This is a genomic window from Corynebacterium sp. UMB4614 (assembly GCF_030217065.1).
GTDB lineage: Bacteria > Actinomycetota > Actinomycetes > Mycobacteriales > Mycobacteriaceae > Corynebacterium.
Genome location: NZ_JASONC010000007.1, coordinates 1 through 18,293, shown reverse-complemented (window position 1 = coordinate 18,293; position 18,293 = coordinate 1). Strand labels below are relative to the sequence as shown.

Here is an 18,293-nt window from a genome sequence, read left to right as displayed (position 1 = left end):
TCCCTCTTACAACAACGTGTTCGCCATACTTTAGCCAAAAATGAAAGTATGTAAGGGGAAAGAAACAAAAAATTCTCTGGTTTTATTGCTATACAACGACTTCAGTCCTCAAGTACGCGTCGGCTGCCTAAAATGAACGGCCAGGAACCCGCCCGCCACGGTGGTTTTTGATCCACTGGCGCGCCCATCACTGCACCGAGGAGGGTGAGTATGCGCTCTGCGTCCGCGTCGGAGAAGGCTTCACAGACGGGGCCGTCCGCACCGTCCACGACGTCGTCCAGCGCAACGTCTGGGGCCCCCACGACGTCGTCCTCGGGAACCGTGGCACCGTCGGGAACCGGTTCAGTGCGGACGACGGCTCACCCCAAGACCCCCTTCCTGCCCTCCCTGGAGGGGCTCCGCGCGATCGCGTGTTCGGGGATCATCATCACGCACGTGGCCTTCCAGACCGGCACGGACACTGGCTCGCTGATCAACCAGATCATGGCGCGCACGGACTTCTTCGTGCCCGTGTTCTTCGCCCTCTCCGGCTTCCTGCTGTGGCGCCGCCAGCACGTGCAATTCCGCAACCGGCGGGGCGTGGCCAGCTACTACGTCAAGCGCCTGGGGCGCATCATGCCGGCGGCCTGGGTGATGATGCTCTTCGTCTTCCTCTTCCTGCCGGTCGCCGATAACCCCTCAGCCAAGCAGATCGTGGAGAACCTGCTCATGGCGCAGGTCTACTTCGCCGACGGCCTGGTCGGTGGCATGACGCACCTGTGGTCGCTGTCCGTCGAGCTGACCTTCTACCTCGTGCTCCCGCTGATCGCCCTGCTGATTGGGAAACAGCCCCGCTGGCGCCGGGTGCTCGTCATCGCCGCGCTTGGGCTCATCAGCTACTACTGGGCCTTCCTGCCGCCCTTCACCGGGGAGCTGGAGCCGGGGCGGGTGAACCCGCACACGATGCCCCCGGCGTTCGCGGCCTGGTTCGCGATCGGGTTCCTCTCCGCGGAGGCGGAGGCCTGGGTGCTGGGCAACCCGGAGCGCAGTCGTCGGTTGGTGGCGGCACTGTATCGACTGCGGCCGCTGTTCTGGCTGATCGCACTGGCGGCGCTGGTGGTTGCGGCCATGGATGGCCCGCAGGGGCTGGTGCAGGCCACCCCGGCTGAGTTCGCGCGCCGCACGATTTACGGCACGGTCTTCGCCGCCGCTCTGATCACCCCCTATGCGTTGGCGCCACGCTCGGCATTCCTGGAGTCCGCGCCGATGCAGGCGCTGGGGCGCTGGTCCTATGCGATCTTCCTCTGGCACATCGCGATCCTCTCGGTGGTCTTCCCACTGCTGGGGGTCCCGATGTTTAGCGGCAATCACGTCCACACGGTGATCGTGATGATCGCGACCTTCGTGCTGACCGTGCCGGTCGCCGCGCTGAGCTATGCCTTGGTGGAGGAGCCCGCCCGGGTGGGGATCAACAAGATGTGGGCGAAGTACACGGCGAGCACAACCGCCAGCAGCGCCAGCTGAACCACCCAGGAGTCCCCGGCGTAGTGGCGACCGGTCCACGGGCCCTGCGCCGCGAACACGGCTGCCAGGAACGCGCCCGAGCCGGCGACGATGCGCAGCACACCTCCGGTCGGCAGGGACCGAAGGATGGGGCGCGATGCAGCCCAGCGTTGCAGGGAGGGGCCGGCGAGCACCAGTTGCAGCAGGGCCAGAATCACCGCGAGCACCAGTCCCGGGAGGCCTGCCAGCAGGAACGCCAGGGTCGTGGTGGCGAGCAATGCCGCCCCGCGCTGGGCCCGGTTGAGCCCGGTGGCGCTGTAGCCTGCGGCAGTGGGCTCGGGCTGAGCCTCTTGGGTGGGCTCATCGGATGCCTCGTCGGCCGCCGCGGTGACCTCGCTCGAATGTGCCGAAGCCCCAACCGCTGCTGGGATGCCCGCCCGGCTGCCCAGCCGGCGAGCGCGCCGCTCCGCCAGCGCCCAGGCCAGCACGACCGTGAGCGCCAGCATCAGTCCCGCAGCTAGCCACGCCTGGTACAAGCCGGTGGCCGCGAAGCTGAGCGCGATCGTGCCGCCCACACCCGCGGGAACCACCCAGCCCTGCTGCCAGCCGTTAACAACCATCGGGTGCAGGCGGATCTCGCGGGCGCCCTCGGGGTCCGCCACGTGCAGGGTGGCCACCCGGCCTGAATTGGCATTGGAGGGCAGGAACACCACCCGCTGTTCCGAGGAGTGCCCCAGATGGAAGCGGTCATCACCGCCCGAGCCACCACTCTGGGACACCACCGGCAGAGGATTGGCTGCGGGAGCCTCAGAAACCGCCTCCGCGTACAGCGGTTCAGCCACGGAGAGAGCGGCCCAACGCGCCGTCGTGGCCAGGCGGTGACGTCCTTCCGACAGGGAGAGGCGCTCCCCACAGCGGTAATCCTCCCCGTCGACGCGGACCACCGCAGACTCCGCGCGCGGCCCGGAATCCTCGCAGTCAGCGGTGTGGAGCACCAACTCCTGGCCTGCCAGGTGCTCCGGCACCGTGAACTCCCGCACCATGGAGTGCTCCGGGATCTCCTGACCGAAGACGAAGCGATTGAGGTAGCGCGCCGAAGAACCTTGCAGCGCCGGGACGGTCGGCACACGCCGAGGCGTGACATCCTGGGCCGCCCCGGCGCCGTCCGTGGCGAAGACCTTGACCTCCGAGAATCCCACGTCCGAGAAGCTCCCCAGCAGCTGGAGGCGTACCCGGTCGCCCCTGCCGCCCGGGATCGCGATGCGTGTGGCCTCACCGGCCTTGACCGTCACCGTCGTGCTGCCCAGCGGGCTATCCCCGGCATCGCTACGGAAGCTCTCGGCGTGGATGCGCGCATCCGAGCCCTGGGTGAGCAGGGAGACGCTGAGGCCCCGGTGCGGCTTGTCCAGCTCCAGTTCCAGGTACTGGCCGATCGCGCGCCCCGGGCTGGGATACCACGCGGTATCCGGGTTGCCGTCCACCGCGGCGGTGAGCGAACGGCGAGTATCTGCCCCACCGAATCCCGTAGGGTCCGCCGCGGTGCTGCTCGCCCGAACTGCGCCGCCGGTGGTGCGCACCTCAGTCAGCGGGTGCACGTCCTGGTTTGCCGGATCCGCTCCTTCTGCCACACTGGTCAGCGGATAGTCCCGCACCGGGTTAAGCACCCGCGTGGAGTCCTTGGGAGCGCGGATCTCGGAATCCGCGTTGGTCACGTTGCCGTAGTTGTGATCGCGCCGGGCGGGGGTGTCGGTGAGGGTCTGCGGGCCGCGTTCGGCGAAGGCATCCGCGCCCATGCCGGTTCCTGCGAGCTGCTGGTGGAGGACCCGAACGCGCGGAGTATCGGTGCGGCCCAGGGCGCGGTCGGCAGCATCCAGCCGGGGGAGGGCCTCGGGCCCCGCATAGACGATCTCCACCTGCTCGGCGTCGATCTCCCGCAGCCCACCGGCCGGTTGTGGTGCGTCGCCCCCAGTCTGCTCGGGAGTGACGGCGAAGATGCGCACCTCGGGGGCCTTCCCATCCCCGAAGGCCGCGACCTCGCGGAAGCCACCCGAACGCCGCAGCGTGCGCAGCACCGAATGAGCCCCCGGGGTATCCGCGGCCACCGTCAGATCAGTGCGAACCAGCACGTGGCCCACGCCCTGGGAACGCAGGGTCGCAGCCAGGGTGGGCAGGGGTTGCCCGGAGTGAACCTCGCGCTGAATGCCGTCCAGCCCGCGGATGGCATCCGGCTGCACGAGCGGCACGGAGTCGCGCACCACCCACGGCACATCCAGCAGTGGCTGGGCGGGTTCGTCGCGAGTATTGCCCCAGGTCTGGCGCCCAAAACGCGCCTGCGGGAGCAGCATGACGCGCCCGTCTTCCGGCTGGGTACTGTGCTCATTCAGCCAGTCCGCGGCGGCCCGCCAGTACTGCGGCACGCCACGGAAACCGTCGGCTGGGGCGATCCGGCCGGACCAGCCGGGGGCGGTGGCCAGCACGGTCAGAAGTACGGCAGCGAACACCTTCACCACATGGGGGTTCTTCTCCGGGTGGCGCCACTGCTGCATCCCCGCCCGGTCTCGGCCGGGGACCCGCACGTGGGCCAATGCGTGGGCCACGCCCACCATCAGCGGCAGCCGCACCAGGACGTCGAATTTGTGCAGGTTGCGCAGCGCGGCACCAGCGCCGTCGAGGAAGGAACGCGCTCCGCCGGAGAGCAGGGAGAAGGGGTCCACCGCGACTCCGAGCGCAGCCAGCCCCACGCCCAGCATGCTCAGCCAGACCCCAGCTGCTGGAAGATCGCGCCGGGCCAGCCCCCACAGGCCGAGCAGCGCCACCGCGAGGGTGGCCAGGATGAACACCGGCTCGCCGACCAAAGCGGCACCGGCCACGCGCTCGGAGGAGAGGAAGGGAACCCAGCTGGTCGTGCCCCGCAGGTTCTCCAGCAGGTTCAGCCAGCGGGTGGTCAGCGAACTCGACTCGATGTAGTCCGTGAAAGGCGGGGAGTAGCGGCCCAGGATCAGCAGCGGGCCGACCCACCAGAAGCAGACCGCCAGCCCAGCGGGCACCCACCAGCGGCTGAAGTAGGCCACCTGCCCCCGGGTGTCGCGGCGCAGCCAGGCGGCGAGCCAGAAGATCACCGCCGGCAGGATCGCCACAGCGGTGGCCACCGCGTTGACCGCGCCCATGCACAGGGCCGCCACCGCGCTGCGCAGCGCGGCCCGGCGCAGCAGGGCTTTGTCCTCGGCGCTCAGGGTACGGCCGGTGGAATCCGCGGTGGAATTGCCGCTGGCACCGGCATCAGCTCCGGTGCCAGCCCCGGCTCGCGGCCGCAGCACGTCGACGAGCGGCAGCAGCACCCACGGTGCCAGCGCGCACACCCAGGCCTCGGAAGAAATCGCCCCCAAGGTGGTGAGCGCCCGGGGAGAGAGCGCGAAAAGAACGCCCGCCACGATGCGGGAGAAGTTGTTCCCGACCGGCAGCTTCTCCAGCAGCCGGACCATCCCCGCGAAGGCCAGGAATAGCAGGAGTGCCCACCACAGGCGCTGGGTAACCCAGGCGGGCAGCCAGGAAAAGAGCGCAAAAAACAGGCCGTGCGGGAAGAGGTACCCGTAGGCCTGGTTCTGGAGCTGCCCCAGCGGGAACACCTCAGTCCACGGCTGGAGCGCTTGGGAAAGAAAGCCCCAGGGGTTCTGAATCAGGTCGAGCTTGGTATCAGCGACCGATAGCCCAGGGGCTTGGAGAAAGGCGAAGGCCAGCCACCCGATGGCGCACAACAGCCACGCGCGGCTGCGCATGCTCGAGTGGACGGGGGCCTTCACCTAGCGGATAGTGTGCAGCGTTGAGCTAGCTCTCGACGCGGCCGCCGTACTGCACCGCACCCAGGAAGGCGCTGTCCTGGTCGACGGCGACAGCCTCTGCGGAAGGCAGGCTCGTGTTATCGGCGGCAGCGCCAGCGCCAAAAGCGACGAGGCCACCGAGGATGGCGCCCGAAACGATAGCGGCGATGGCCGGGCCGGCGGTGCGGCGTGGTGCGGAGTCGTTCTCGAATGGCATGGGAATCCTTAAAGCGTCGTCGTGGTGCCGTTCCTCTCCAGCCGGAGAGGGGTGGCATCGGGTGTTGTGGACTTATGTAGTGGTGAACCCCAAGTCCTTAATCGTCCTCGACAGTCGGGACGATAAGCACTGGCCGGCCAGCATTCTTCACGATGCTGTCGGAGACGCTGGACTGAAGGATGGCCTTCCACCCGCTCAGCGTCCGGGAACCAGTGACGATGATGTCTACATCGAGCTCTTCTGCAGCGTCGACGATGGCGCTCCAGATGGCTGTTTCAGACTCTACCAAAAAGGGTTCGGTGGCAAAGCCGTTTTTGCGAGCAAACTCCACACCTTCCCGACAGGTGGCCACAGCCTCGGAATATGCGGGGTCCTCGTTCTCGTTTTCCTCCGGCGAATCCACCGACCAATCGTGCTGCATCATCCCGCTCATACCCGCGGCACGGGCGGCCTGGCGGTGGATGGGCTCCCACACGGTGAGGATGTAGGCGTTATTCGCGGACAGGAAGCGCCCGGCGTAATCGATGGCCGCCTTAGCTTGCTCGCTGCCGTCGTAGGCAATGAGGACGGTATCGCCCTTCAGGCTGCCGGTGCTGCCTTCCTGCGCCTCTGGCTGCGGGGAGGGGGTGGATGCATCCTGGGCGGTCTGGGCGGGATCAGTCACGGTATGCCTTCCTCGTTTCGGGTTGCCGGCTTCATGCCAACACTTGTTGCTCTTCTCCCCAGGTTAGTACGTTGGAATGATGACTTCCCGTCTTTCCCTTCTTCTTCGTTTCCGCAGTAGGACGGCGCGTCCCGCCGCCGCTGCTGCCCTGGTCACCGGTCTCAGCCTGGCTGCCGGCTGTTCTGCTGGGGACGAGGATCCCGCTCCCTCTTCCGCCCCGTCTTCTTCTATGACGACGACGTCCCCGGCCAGCGCCTCAGAGACCACGCCGCCGGCACCGCAGGTGCCGGCCGAGGAGCTCGCGCCGAAACTCCTCGCGGTCGGGGTGACGGACTTCGAGAGCGCGCGGGCGGCCGTGGACGCCGGGGTGCGGCACCTCTTCTTCGGCACCGGCTCGGACTTCAGCATGCTCAATGGGCAGGGCGATCCCGAGCGGAGCATCGCCGCGCTGCAGCGCCGAGCGGGGGAGCCGCTGCGGGTATCCGTTGATGAGGAGGGTGGGATGGTTCAGCGGCTCGCCGAGCTGATCGGCACCCTGCCCGCGCCCCGGGACATGGCTCGCACCATGACCCCTGAGCAGGTGCGGGACATGATGGCGGAGCACGGCCGGAAGATGGCCGAGCTGGGATTCACCGTGGACTTCGCCCCCTCCATCGACCTGGCTGGTGGCGAGAACATCGAGGACAACGCGATCGGCTCGCGTTCCTTCGGCTCCGACCCGCAGGTGGTGGCCCGCTATGCCCGCGCCTATGTGGAAGGCCTCCTGGACGCCGGTATCACCCCGGTGCTCAAGCACTTCCCAGGTCATGGCCACGCCAACGGGGATTCCCACACCGGTGAGGTCTTCGTTCCGCCGGTGGAGCAGCTCAAGCAGGCTGACCTGAAGCCCTTCGCTGAGCTGCTGGAGATTCCGGGGGTCGAGGTGATGATGGGGCACGTCCAGGCGCCGGGGCTGAACCCCGACGAGCCGGCCTCAGTCAGCCCAGCCACCTATGGGTTGCTCCGCAAGGGCTGGGAGGGCTTCGGCGGCTACCAGGGGGTCGTCTATACCGACGACCTCACCGGGATGCGCGCGGTCACCGACCACTACCCAGGTGCAGAAGCGGTTGTCGCGGCCCTTTCTGCGGGCGCGGATCAGGGGCTGACAGCGGCCGGCGAATTCGACCTGACCGAACTCATTAACGCGGTGACCGAGGCGATCCGACGCGGGGAGATCGCACCCGAACAAGCCCAGCGCAGCGCCGAACGGCTCACCCCTCCTGCGCAAGAAACGGAAAACCCAGGCCGTGGATAGCCTGAAAACCCAGCGATAGTGCGGAAGTTAAAGACCTGAGAAAGTTCCTAGAAACGCTGGTCGGCCTATAGACTGTGCCTTATTGCTGGGTGCGGGCATCTTCACACGCTAGATGGAGCCGCACCCTGCCTATTAAGGAATCGAACTAGGAAGGTACGCCGTCATGGCGGCAGCTGCGAAAAAGAAGACTATAAAGCCGCGCCACAAGCGCCGCCGCTGGCCCCTGTTCGCCTGGGGACTCCTTATTCTCCTCGGCCTCGGCGGGGTCCTCTACGGAGTGGACTACGCCATGGGTGAGGGCAAGGTGCCCCGTGGCGTGACCGTGGGTGGGGTGGACATCGGCGGGCTGCCGAAGGACCAGGCGGAACAGCGCCTCGTCAATAACCTCGGCGACGTCGTGCGCCAGCCGGTGACCGTCAACGCGGGCAACATGTCCAGCATCGTCGACCCGCGCGACTCCGGCCTGCAGGTCGACTGGTCCAAGACCGTCGATCAAGCGGGGCAGCAGCCGCTGAACCCGATCACCCGCATCCGCAGCTTCTTCCAGACCCGCGAGGTCGGCATCGTCTCCCAGTTCCACGAGGGACCCCTCGCGACGACGCTGCGCCGCGTGACCGATGAGCTCACCCGCGAGCCAGAGAACGCGCACGTCTCCATCACGGAGAAGGGCAAGCCGAAGGTCGTCGCCGATAAGCCGGGACAGACCGTCAACCGAGACCTGGTCGACGCGCGGGTCCGGGAACACTGGCTGAACAAGGACCGCACCGTGCACGTCGACGCGGACGTCGTGAAGTCCAATATCCCGAAGTCTGCGGCAGAGGAGATGGTCGAGAAGGTCATCAAGCCGGCCACCAGCGGCGACGTCGTCTTCAAGGGACGGGACCACGTGGACGGCACCCTACGCCCGGAAGATATGGCGCATGTCGTCAGCTTCAACGAGAAGCCGGGCAAGGAGCCGGGCACGGGCACCTTCGAGCCGGTGTACTCCACTGAGGCGGCGAAGAAGATCCTGCAGCCGCAGCTCGCGGAGACCGAGGTGGAGTTCCGCAACGCGGGCTTCAATTTCAAGGGCCGCGACATTGAGGTCATCCCGCACCAGGACGGCGTGGAGATCGAGTGGGACAAGACCCTGGGCGACCTGGGCAAGAAGGTGCTGGATGTAAAGCACCGCGAGCACAAGGTCTTCTACGAGGACAAGAAGGCCGAGTACACGACCGAGGAGGCCGAGAAGGCCCACTTCGACGACGTGGTCAGCAGCTTCACGACCCACGGATTCAGCGCCTCCTCTGGCGTGAACATCCGCCGCGTCGCGGAGATGGTCGACGGGGCTATCGTCCTGCCGGGCGAGACCTTCAGCCTGAATGGCCACACCGGGCCGCGTGGCAAGGAACAGGGCTTCGTGGAGTCCGGCATCATCATCGACGGTCAGGCAGGCGAGGCCGTGGGTGGCGGCATCTCCCAGTTCGCCACCACGCTGTACAACGCCTCCTACTTTGCGGGCATGGAGGACGTGGCCCACACGCCGCACTCCTACTACATCTCCCGCTACCCGGCCGGCCGTGAGGCCACGGTCTTCGAGGGCGCGATCGACCTGCAGTTCAAGAACCCGTTTGATACCCCGGTGCTGATCGAGGCCTCGGCAGGCTCGGATAGCGTGACCGTGCGGATGCGCGGCGTGAAGCAGGTTGAGGTGGAGTCCATCGCGGGATCCCGCACCAACCCCACGAAGCCGGAGGTCCGCAAGGGCAAGGGCGATAAGTGCATCCCATCGGGTGGTGCGCCAGGCTTCACGGTCACGGATACCCGCGTGATCAAGGACCTGCGCGGCAAGGAGATCAAGCGCGAGACGCAGACCACGGTCTACGATCCGCAGCCGATCGTGCGCTGTAGCTAGCAGCGAAACAGTGATGGGCGCCCCGGGTGGGGCGCCCATTTTTTGTTCTCGCACGAGCGATGCGCTGTGGTGCGAGGGGCTGACCTTAGGAGTAGTTGGCCTCGTGGGGCGGGTGACCGCTGGCGATGGACACGCGGTTGAAGGCGTTGATCGTGATGATCGCCCACTCCAGGGCGGTGAACTTCTCCTCACCCAGGGTGCGTAGTGCCCGGTTCTGGACGTCCACCAGCTCCGGGCCGCTGATTGTTCCGGTGGTGCTGCGGCCGATGGTCAACGCCTCGGCGAGCTCGAGGGCGATGCGTTCTTCCTCGGCGTAGACCTCGGCATCCTGCCAGCTGGGCAGGAGGTCGAGTTTGAGCTCGGATACGCCCGCGCGCCGGGCGGCGGGGACGTGCACGCTCAGGCAGGCGGGGCAGCCGTTGAGCTGTGAGACGCGCACGTTGACCAGCTCGGTGAATGCGCGGCTGAGACCAGCGGCGCGTTCCGCGCGGCGGACGTGGCGGGTCACGCCGGCGAGTGCCTTATAAGTCTCGGGGTGGGTCTTGTCGAGGAATGGGCGTTCGGCGGGGCTCATGGCTTCCCTTCGGGGCTTGGGTTGGTTGTGGCTTGGGTTGGTGGACTGGGCTTCGTAATGGCGGAGGCTAGCGGAAAACACGAAGCCGGGTGGGAAGCCACAGTGATGTGGTTCCCACCCGGCTGGGTGGTGCTAGCGCGCGGCCGTTGTTGTGGTGTGTGGTGGCCGGTGCGCTAGGCGGACAGTTCCGTGATTAGAACTGGCCCTCCTCGGTGGAGCCCTTCAGAGCGGTGGTGGAGGAGTTCGGGTCGACGGTGGTTGCGATGGCGTCGAAGTAGCCTGCACCGACCTCGCGCTGGTGCTTGACGGCGGTGAAGCCGCGCTCCTCGGCAGCCTTGAACTCGCGGTTCTGCAGGTCGACGAATGCGGTCATCTGCTCGCGAGCGTAGCCGTAAGCCAGGTCGAACATGGAGTAGTTCAGGGCGTGGAAGCCAGCCAGGGTGATGAACTGGAACTTGAAGCCCATTGCGCCCAGCTCGTTCTGGAACTTGGCGATCTCGTCTGCCTCGAGGTGTGCGGACCAGTTGAAGGACGGGGAGCAGTTGTAGGCCAGCAGCTGGTCTGGGTGCTCCTCGCGGACTGCCTCGGCGAACTTCTTAGCCAGCTCGAGGTCCGGGGTGCCGGTCTCCATCCAGATGAGGTCAGCGTACGGAGCGTATGCCTTCGCACGAGCGATGCATGGCTCGATGCCGTTCTGGACGTTGTAGAAGCCCTCAGCGGTACGGCCGCCGGTCAGGAACGGCTTGTCGCGGTCATCGACGTCGGAGGTCAGCAGGGTTGCAGCCTCGGCGTCGGTACGTGCGACGACCAGGGTCGGGGTGTTAGCAACGTCAGCTGCCAGACGAGCAGCGTTCAGGGTACGAACGTGCTGCTGGGTCGGGATCAGGACCTTGCCGCCCAGGTGGCCACACTTCTTCTCGGAAGCGAGCTGGTCCTCCCAGTGGGAGCCAGCGGCGCCAGCCTTGATCATGGCCTTCTGCAGCTCGTAGACGTTCAGAGCGCCACCGAAGCCGGCCTCACCGTCAGCGACGATCGGGACGAGCCAGTTCTCGACGGAGTCGTCGCCCTCGACGCGAGCGATCTCGTCGGCACGCATCAGAGCGTTGTTGATGCGCTGAACAACGGTCGGCACGGAGTTTGCCGGGTACAGGGACTGGTCCGGGTAGGTGTGGCCAGAGAGGTTGGCGTCACCTGCGACCTGCCAACCGGAGAGGTAGACAGCCTTCAGGCCAGCGCGGACCTGCTGGACAGCCTGGTTACCGGTCAGTGCACCCAGAGCGTTGATGTAGGAGTCGTCGCCCTTGTTGACGGCCTCCCAGAGGATCTCAGCGCCGCGGCGTGCGAGGGTGTGCTCCTCGAGGACGTTGCCCTGGAGCTCTGCAACCTGCTCAGCGGTGTAGTCACGCTTGACCTGTGCCCAGCGCGGGTTCTCGTCCCAGTCCTTCTGGATTTCAGCTGCGGTACGTGGAGTTCCGACAGTCGACATGTGATGTCACTCCCTTTGTTGGTGGAGAATTGTGCCTAACAGTACGAACCTCTGAGGCCGTACGACGCTCAAGTCGGGCCGGTGATCCCGGTGTAAAACCTGGTTGAAGGGCTCGACCTTGTGTGTCACAGGCCACTCTACCAAAGCGTTCCTGCACGTCAACGGGTTGCGGGCGAGTGAATTGTGTGGGGGTACTCGCCCTTTTTGCAAAGTTTGCAAAGTTCTATCTGTTCAGATTTTTCCCGTTGTGGTGTGATTTGTCTCTCGTGCAGGGGTGATGCTGGGCGTTGAGCTCTTTCATCCGGGGGTAACTCGGGATATTGTTCAACGAAAATTTTTGCTTTTCGCCAGCGAACGGGGGTAGTCGCTGTTCGCTCGTCGGCCGGTTTGCCTCTTTCGTGATCGAGGTCACCTAATGTGGGAGGGGTAATACACATGGGAAACCGCAACATAAAGGAGTCGAATATGGCCCAGACTCAGCAGACCGAACGCGTCAGCGCTGGTGGCCTCCAGGTCGCCAAGGTTCTCTATGACTTCGTGAATAACGAGGTTCTTCCGAAGGCTGGTAAGTCCGGCGAGGAAAACCAGAAGAAGTTCTGGGATGGCTTCGGCGAGATCGTCGAGAAGTTCACCCCGCGCAACAAGGAGCTGCTGGCCAAGCGCGATGAGCTGCAGGCCAAGCTCGACCAGTGGTACACCGACCACAAGGGTGCTCAGGATCCGAAGGAATATGAGGCCTTCCTCCGCGAGATCGGCTACCTGGTTGACGAGCCGGGCGAGTTCGAGATCGCGACCCAGAACATTGATAGCGAGATCGCAGAGACCGCCGGCCCGCAGCTGGTCGTCCCGATCCTCAACGCCCGCTTCGCTCTGAACGCGGCGAACGCTCGCTGGGGCTCCCTGTACGACGCCCTCTACGGCACCGATGCCATCTCTGAGGAGAATGGCCAGGAAAAGGGCAGCGGCTACAACAAGGTTCGCGGCGACAAGGTCATCGAGTGGGGTCGTGAGTTCCTGGACCGCGTCATCCCGCTGGAGTCCGGCTCCCACAAGGACGTCACCGCCTACGCCGTGACCTCCGGTCAGATCACCGGTGAGATCGACGGCGAGCAGGTCAACCTGCGCAACCCGGAGGTCTACGCAGGCTACGCCGGCGAGGAGTCCAACCCGTCCGGCATCCTGGTCCGCAACAACGGCCTGTACTTCGAGATCCAGATCGATCCGGAATCCCCGATCGGCAAGACCGACAAGGCCGGCGTGAAGGACATCCTCATGGAGTCCGCCATCACCACGATCATGGACTTCGAGGACTCCGTCGCAGCCGTCGACGCCACCGACAAGACCCTGGGCTACCGCAACTGGCTCGGCCTGAACGTCGGCGACCTCTCCGAGGAAGTTGAGAAGAACGGCAAGACCTTCTCCCGTACCCTCAACGAGGACCGCTACTACACCGCCAAGGACGGCTCCGAGCTGCGCCTGCAGGGCCGTTCCCTGCTGTTCGTCCGTAACGTTGGCCACCTGATGCAGAACCCGGCGATCCTGGATGCCAACGGTGAGGAGATCTTCGAGGGCATCATGGATGCCGTCATCACCTCCGCGGCCGCGATCGAGGGCCTGAACAAGGAGAACGCGCACCGCAACTCCCGTACCGGCTCCATCTACATCGTGAAGCCGAAGCAGCACGGCCCGGAGGAGGTTGCCTTCACCAACGAGCTGTTCGCAGCGGTGGAGGACCTGCTGGACCTGCCTCGCTTCACTCTGAAGGTTGGTGTGATGGATGAGGAGCGCCGCACCACCGCCAACCTGGATGCCTGCATCGCCGAGGTTAAGGAGCGCCTGGCGTTTATTAACACCGGCTTCCTGGACCGCACCGGTGACGAGATCCACACTTCCATGCTGGCCGGCCCGATGGTTCGCAAGGCGGACCTGCAGACCGCGCCGTGGAAGATCGCTTATGAGGACAACAATGTCGACGCTGGCCTGGAGCATGGTCTGCCGGGCAAGGCGCAGATCGGTAAGGGCATGTGGGCCAAGACCGACCTGATGGCGGATATGTTGGCCCAGAAGATTGGTCAGCCGAAGGAGGGTGCATCCACCGCGTGGGTTCCGTCCCCGACTGGTGCGACGCTGCACGCGACCCACTACCACGAGGTGGATGTTTTCGAGGTGCAGGACAAGCTGCGCACCGAGGGTCGTCGCGAGACCTTGGGCGACATCCTGACCCTGCCGGTGGCCGAGTCCGCTGATTGGTCTGCTGAGGAGATTGCCGAGGAGATCGACAACAACTCCCAGTCCATCCTGGGTTATGTGGTCCGCTGGGTGGAGCAGGGTGTTGGTTGCTCCAAGATCCCGGACATCCACGACATCGACCTGATGGAGGACCGCGCGACCTGCCGCATTAACTCCCAGCACCTGGCCAACTGGCTCAAGCACGGCGTGGTGACCGAGGAGCAGGTTCTCGATTCCCTGCAGCGCATGGCCGCGAAGGTCGACCAGCAGAACGCTGGGGACGCTGCCTACCGCGACATGGCGCCGAACTTCGACGACTCTGTGGCCTTCCAGGCCGCAAAGGACCTGGTCTTTAAGGGTCTGGAGCAGCCGGCCGGTTACACCGAGCCGATCCTGCACGCCCGTCGTTTGGAGTTTAAGGCTAAAAACGGCATCGCCTAATTAGTTAAATCTAGGGGTGCTGGTTCTCGCGAACCTCAGCAAGCTAGGTCCCGTCTCTGAGGCTGTTAACGCAGCCTTGGGGCGGGACCTTTCTTTTCGACTGCTGCAGGGTAGGCACTGGTTAAAGGTTCGGGCTACTTGTTATGGGCGTAGCGACGGGCTTTAGCCCGATTGCCACAGTCCTTCATCGAGCACCACTGCCTACGCAGGCCGTTAGAGCGATCTTCGAAGAGAATTCCACAACGCTCGTGGCCGCATATCTTCAATCGCTGCCGGTCTTTAGTTCCGAAAAGTGCAACCGCATCGGCAGCGACAAAACCTAATGCCTGCTCCAGCTCAAGATTCTTTGCCAGCGTTTTCCTCGGATCAGACTCTTCACTGTGAAGCGGATGTGGAGAGAAGGACTGAGCGTCCAACTGAAGTAAAGGCCGCCTAGCGGACCATTCGTTGAGTACATCGATTCTGGAGTTTAACTCGAATGAGGAGAGCGTATTCATGCCGAGGCTATGCTCTGCCAAGAATAGAACTGCCTCGCGTATCGCCGTAACGCTTGCCTGATCAATCGGCGTTGGAGCCTCCACAAGCTCAGGAAGTTCACCGGCCCATGACGTTGCCCGGCGAGCTTGGTTAAGCCAGCTGGCGAAGTCAGAACGATCGTGTAGAAGGTCGACCGTAGGGTGCAGCGGATCTTTACGGCGCCGAAGCGTATTCGCAAAGTCAAGAGCGGGCCGCTCGCCATAAAACACAAAAGGAAGGTGGTGCAGCTGGTCTGTGGATGAAGTGCTCATAAAATCTAGAGTACCCCTTGAACTAACCCCCTCAGGGGGTTAGTGTTGGAGTATGACACGTCGCACACTCCCTTTAGCTTTGTATGCGTTCCCGTTGGTGGCTGGGTTTATGCTGCCGAACCTCGCAACACCGCTGATGGAACTGTGGCGTGCGGATATTGGCTTCTCTGCAGGGACATTGACGCTCATCTTCATCATGTACCTTGGAGGGCTCGCGCCAGCCTTCCTGCTAGCGCCGGGGCTCAGCGATAGCTGGGGAAGGAAACGTACGCAGCAAGTGGCTGTGGTGCTCGGTATTGTTTCGTGTCTCTTATACGTCTTAGCGGACAGCATTCCAGTACTGCTACTGGCTCGGATCCTTACGGGTCTGTGCTCCGGAACTCTCTTGGTGCTAGGGCCATCTGCTGTGCAAGGTATGGCTAGTGAGGATGAATCCTCTAAAGCTACGCTCACGGCCACGTTAGGTATCGCAATAGGGTTGGCGGGCGGACCCCTGTTTGCAGGAGTGGTTGCGCAGTTGGCTCCATGGCCAACGAAGACGGTTTTCGTTCTTATGGCTCTCCTTCTCGCAATATCGCTGGTAGTGGTCGGAACAGAGCCGGAGACGGAGCGTAAGCCCAGGCGAGACTTGTTGCCTCACAAGGGGCTGGGGAGGAGAGACAACCGCGTTGTTATTGCTGGTCTCGGAGCTTTTGGCCCGGGAATGACGGCTGCTGGAATAGTTTTGGCGCTATCCCCAACACTTCTCAACGGAATTAGCGAAACGAGCGGTCCCCTGGGCGCTGGCCTGATTGCGGGAGGTATGTATGCGGTTAGCCCGATCGCACAAAGTGTAGTCCGTCGACTCCACAGCCTTGCGCACATTAGGCTCTCTCTGGTGCTAATCGCGTTGGCGATGTGCAGCTTTGGCATAGCAATGACGCAACAGAGCGTATGGATCCTGCTTCTAAGCGCGGTGCTTATAGGTGCCGGGCAAGGGATTAGTAATTTGGGCAGCTTTGGGCTCATCCACCAAGAGGTCCACGAAGAATCGGTGCCTGGAGCAACGGCACTTTTGAGTTTGGGTACGTATGTCGCTGCGAGTGTTGTCCCTCTGGCAGGTGGATATCTCATCGATCTAACCGGGTTGCCGGTTGCAAGCCTCTGCATGGCGTTGGGGGTGATCCTAATGGTCGCGGTGGGGTCCGTGTTTGCCCGGCAGAGCTATATTGACCAAACAAGGACTACCTAAAAATGAAGATTGGCATTGTAGGGGCAGGAATTGCTGGTCTTGCGCTGGCTAATCTCTTGGATCCTGGAAGATACGAGATTCAGCTGATTGGCAGTGCCGAATCGCTGGAGCCGATTGGCGCTGGTTTCACTTTGCAGCTGAACGGGCGCGAAGTGTTGAGAAGAATATTTCAAGAACATAAGTCTGTCAGAGAAGCAGAGCTGGTAAACACCATATCCACCAATCACGCCACGTCGCGGCCACTCCCAGAGGTCAAAATGGATATTAAGTTGACTCGGAACATGACTTTTCGTACGGCTTCAGATTTTGATTCCGACAGAGACTGTGGTGCTAGCGCGAATTACTTAAAATTTGCTGCAGATAAGGCTGCGGTAAAGAGCGTTGATCGCGCGACCCAGACCCATGGTGGCAATGGATTTGCGGGGGATTATCGCGTCTCAGAATTTTTTGGCCGATCCGTTTGTTTCGAGCGGAACCTGTGAGTGAGGAGATGATTCTGAATTATGTAGCCAGCAATATTCTCGGTATGTGACGATCTTGCTAGATGTTTTCTGAAAAGGAGTATTTTACAATGATTTCTAGTTCCACTAACTCTCAAGGTGCCGAGCGCGTAACAGCCGGCGGTCTTCAGGTCGCCAAGACTCTCTACGACTTTGTTAACACTGAGCTACTTCCCGTCATCGGGAAGGATTCCGCCGAGGAGCAGGAGAAGTTCTGGAATGGCTTCGGCAAGATCGTCGAGGAGTACACCCCGCGCAACCGCGAGCTGCTGAACACTCGCGACGAGCTGCAGAAGAAGATGGACGCCTGGTATGCCGACCACAAGGGTGCTCAGGATCCGGAGGAGTACGAGGCCTTCCTCCGTGAGATCGGCTACCTGGTCGACGAGCCGGGCGACTTCGAGATCGCGACCCAGAACATTGATAGCGAGATCGCAGAGACCGCCGGCCCACAGTTGGTTATTTCGGCGTTGAACGCCCGCTTCGCGCTGAACGCAGCGAATGCCCGCTGGGGTTCCCTGTACGACGCCCTCTACGGCACCGACGCCATCTCCGAGGAAAACGGCCAGGAGAAGGGTAGCGGCTACAACAAGGTTCGCGGCGACAAGGTCATCGAGTGGGGTCGTGAGTTCCTGGACCGCGTTGTACCGCTGGAATCCGGCTCTCACAAGGACGTCACCAAGTACTCCGTCGCTGCCGGCCAGCTGACCGCCACCATCGTCGGCAACGATGTGCATCTGCGCAACCCGGAGGTCTACGCAGGCTTCGGCGGTGACAAGGCCAACCCGACTGACATCCTGCTGTACAACAATGGCCTGTACATCGACATCCAGATCGACCCGGAGTCCCCGATCGGCAAGACCGACAAGGCCGGCGTGAAGGACCTGAACCTCGAATCCGCAGTGACGACAATTATCGATTTTGAAGACTCAGTGGCAGCTGTGGACGCAGAGGATAAAACTCTGGGTTATCGCAACTGGCTTGGGCTAAATGTTGGTAATCTGACAAAAACTATTACCAAGTCGGGGCGAACCTTCACCCGTAAGCTCAATGAGGATCGTGTGTTTACCTCCCGTGATGGTGAGGAGCTGCGTCTGCACGGCCGTTCTCTGCTGTTCGTCCGTAACGTTGGCCACCTGATGCAGAACCCGGCGATCCTGGATGCCAACGGGGAGGAGATCTTCGAGGGCATTATGGATGCCGTCATCACCTCGGCTGCTGCGATTCCGGGTCTGGATGAGAATAACCCGCTGCGTAACTCCCGTAATGGTTCGATTTACATTGTGAAGCCGAAGCAGCACGGCCCGGAGGAGGTTGCTTTCACCAACGAGCTGTTCGCAGCGGTGGAGGACCTGCTGGACCTGCCTCGCTTTACTCTGAAGGTCGGTGTGATGGATGAGGAGCGTCGCACTACCGCCAACCTGGATGCCTGCATCGCCGAGGTTAAGGAGCGCCTGGCGTTTATTAACACCGGCTTCCTGGACCGCACCGGTGATGAGATCCACACTTCCATGCTGGCCGGCCCGATGGTTCGCAAGGCGGACCTGCAGACCGCGCCGTGGAAGATCGCTTATGAGGACAACAATGTCGACGCTGGTCTGGAGCATGGTCTGCCGGGCAAGGCGCAGATCGGTAAGGGCATGTGGGCCAAGACCGACCTGATGGCGGATATGTT

The 18,293-nt window shown here is 63.3% G+C and carries 14 protein-coding genes; 7 read left to right on the top strand and 7 right to left on the bottom strand.

The genetic code is table 11. The annotated features are described in order from the left end of the window. Window positions 1-101: 101 nt before the first annotated feature. Entirely contained in the window at window positions 102-302 is a 201-nt protein-coding gene (locus QP413_RS04575) for a hypothetical protein (protein WP_284780901.1), read from the bottom strand. Between QP413_RS04575 and QP413_RS04570 the strand changes: the two genes are divergently transcribed. Beyond that, window positions 211-1,503 (top strand): acyltransferase, encoded by a 1,293-nt coding sequence (locus tag QP413_RS04570; protein ID WP_284780827.1) that lies wholly within the window; start codon window positions 211-213, stop codon window positions 1,501-1,503. The two genes, QP413_RS04575 and QP413_RS04570, sit on opposite strands and share 92 nt — an antisense overlap. Here QP413_RS04570 and QP413_RS04565 read toward each other — a convergent pair. The 3 genes from QP413_RS04565 to QP413_RS04555 form a co-directional block, all read right to left on the bottom strand. Next, on the bottom strand, window positions 1,413-5,282 hold the full coding sequence (locus tag QP413_RS04565) for a DUF3367 domain-containing protein (RefSeq protein ID WP_284780825.1): 3,870 nt from the start codon (window positions 5,280-5,282) through the stop codon (window positions 1,413-1,415). The two genes, QP413_RS04570 and QP413_RS04565, sit on opposite strands and share 91 nt — an antisense overlap. 25 nt (window positions 5,283-5,307) lie before the next feature. Then, window positions 5,308-5,517 (bottom strand): DUF2613 domain-containing protein, encoded by a 210-nt coding sequence (locus QP413_RS04560; protein WP_012359452.1) that lies wholly within the window; start codon window positions 5,515-5,517, stop codon window positions 5,308-5,310. Between the two features lie 97 nt (window positions 5,518-5,614). Then, entirely contained in the window at window positions 5,615-6,181 is a 567-nt protein-coding gene (locus QP413_RS04555; RefSeq protein WP_284780824.1) for a universal stress protein, read from the bottom strand. 79 nt (window positions 6,182-6,260) lie between these two features. Between QP413_RS04555 and QP413_RS04550 the strand changes: the two genes are divergently transcribed. Together QP413_RS04550 and QP413_RS04545 are read left to right on the top strand one after the other, a co-directional pair. Continuing rightward, window positions 6,261-7,475: a glycoside hydrolase family 3 N-terminal domain-containing protein gene (locus QP413_RS04550; protein WP_284780823.1), complete on the top strand. Its 1,215-nt coding sequence runs from the start codon at window positions 6,261-6,263 to the stop codon at window positions 7,473-7,475. Window positions 7,476-7,638: 163 nt separating this feature from the next. Continuing rightward, window positions 7,639-9,369: a VanW family protein gene (locus QP413_RS04545; RefSeq protein WP_284780822.1), complete on the top strand. Its 1,731-nt coding sequence runs from the start codon at window positions 7,639-7,641 to the stop codon at window positions 9,367-9,369. 85 nt (window positions 9,370-9,454) lie between these two features. On the opposite strand, the gene QP413_RS04540 is transcribed toward QP413_RS04545, so the two are convergent. Together QP413_RS04540 and aceA are read right to left on the bottom strand one after the other, a co-directional pair. After that, on the bottom strand, window positions 9,455-9,943 hold the full coding sequence (locus QP413_RS04540; protein ID WP_284780821.1) for a carboxymuconolactone decarboxylase family protein: 489 nt from the start codon (window positions 9,941-9,943) through the stop codon (window positions 9,455-9,457). A gap of 193 nt (window positions 9,944-10,136) precedes the next feature. Continuing rightward, entirely contained in the window at window positions 10,137-11,429 is a 1,293-nt protein-coding gene (aceA, locus tag QP413_RS04535; protein WP_148791782.1) for an isocitrate lyase, read from the bottom strand. Window positions 11,430-11,894: 465 nt separating this feature from the next. Between aceA and QP413_RS04530 the strand changes: the two genes are divergently transcribed. After that, the gene (locus tag QP413_RS04530) at window positions 11,895-14,099 is read left to right on the top strand and encodes a malate synthase G (protein ID WP_284780820.1); all 2,205 of its coding nucleotides are present in this window, start codon (window positions 11,895-11,897) and stop codon (window positions 14,097-14,099) included. Window positions 14,100-14,233: 134 nt separating this feature from the next. Here QP413_RS04530 and QP413_RS04525 read toward each other — a convergent pair whose 3' ends face one another. Continuing rightward, complete coding sequence (locus QP413_RS04525) at window positions 14,234-14,887, bottom strand: CGNR zinc finger domain-containing protein (protein WP_083317944.1); 654 nt, start codon at window positions 14,885-14,887, stop codon at window positions 14,234-14,236. Between the two features lie 109 nt (window positions 14,888-14,996). On the opposite strand from QP413_RS04525, the gene QP413_RS04520 reads away from it, so the two are divergent. From QP413_RS04520 to QP413_RS04510, 3 genes are all read left to right on the top strand, one after another. Beyond that, window positions 14,997-16,118: an MFS transporter gene (locus QP413_RS04520; RefSeq protein WP_262369104.1), complete on the top strand. Its 1,122-nt coding sequence runs from the start codon at window positions 14,997-14,999 to the stop codon at window positions 16,116-16,118. A gap of 2 nt (window positions 16,119-16,120) precedes the next feature. Continuing rightward, window positions 16,121-16,600, top strand: coding sequence for an acyl-CoA dehydrogenase family protein (locus tag QP413_RS04515; protein ID WP_284780819.1), 480 nt, complete (start codon window positions 16,121-16,123; stop codon window positions 16,598-16,600). Between the two features lie 89 nt (window positions 16,601-16,689). Next, window positions 16,690-18,293 (top strand): malate synthase G (locus QP413_RS04510; protein ID WP_284780817.1); only part of this gene is annotated, 1,604 nt, incomplete at its 3' end.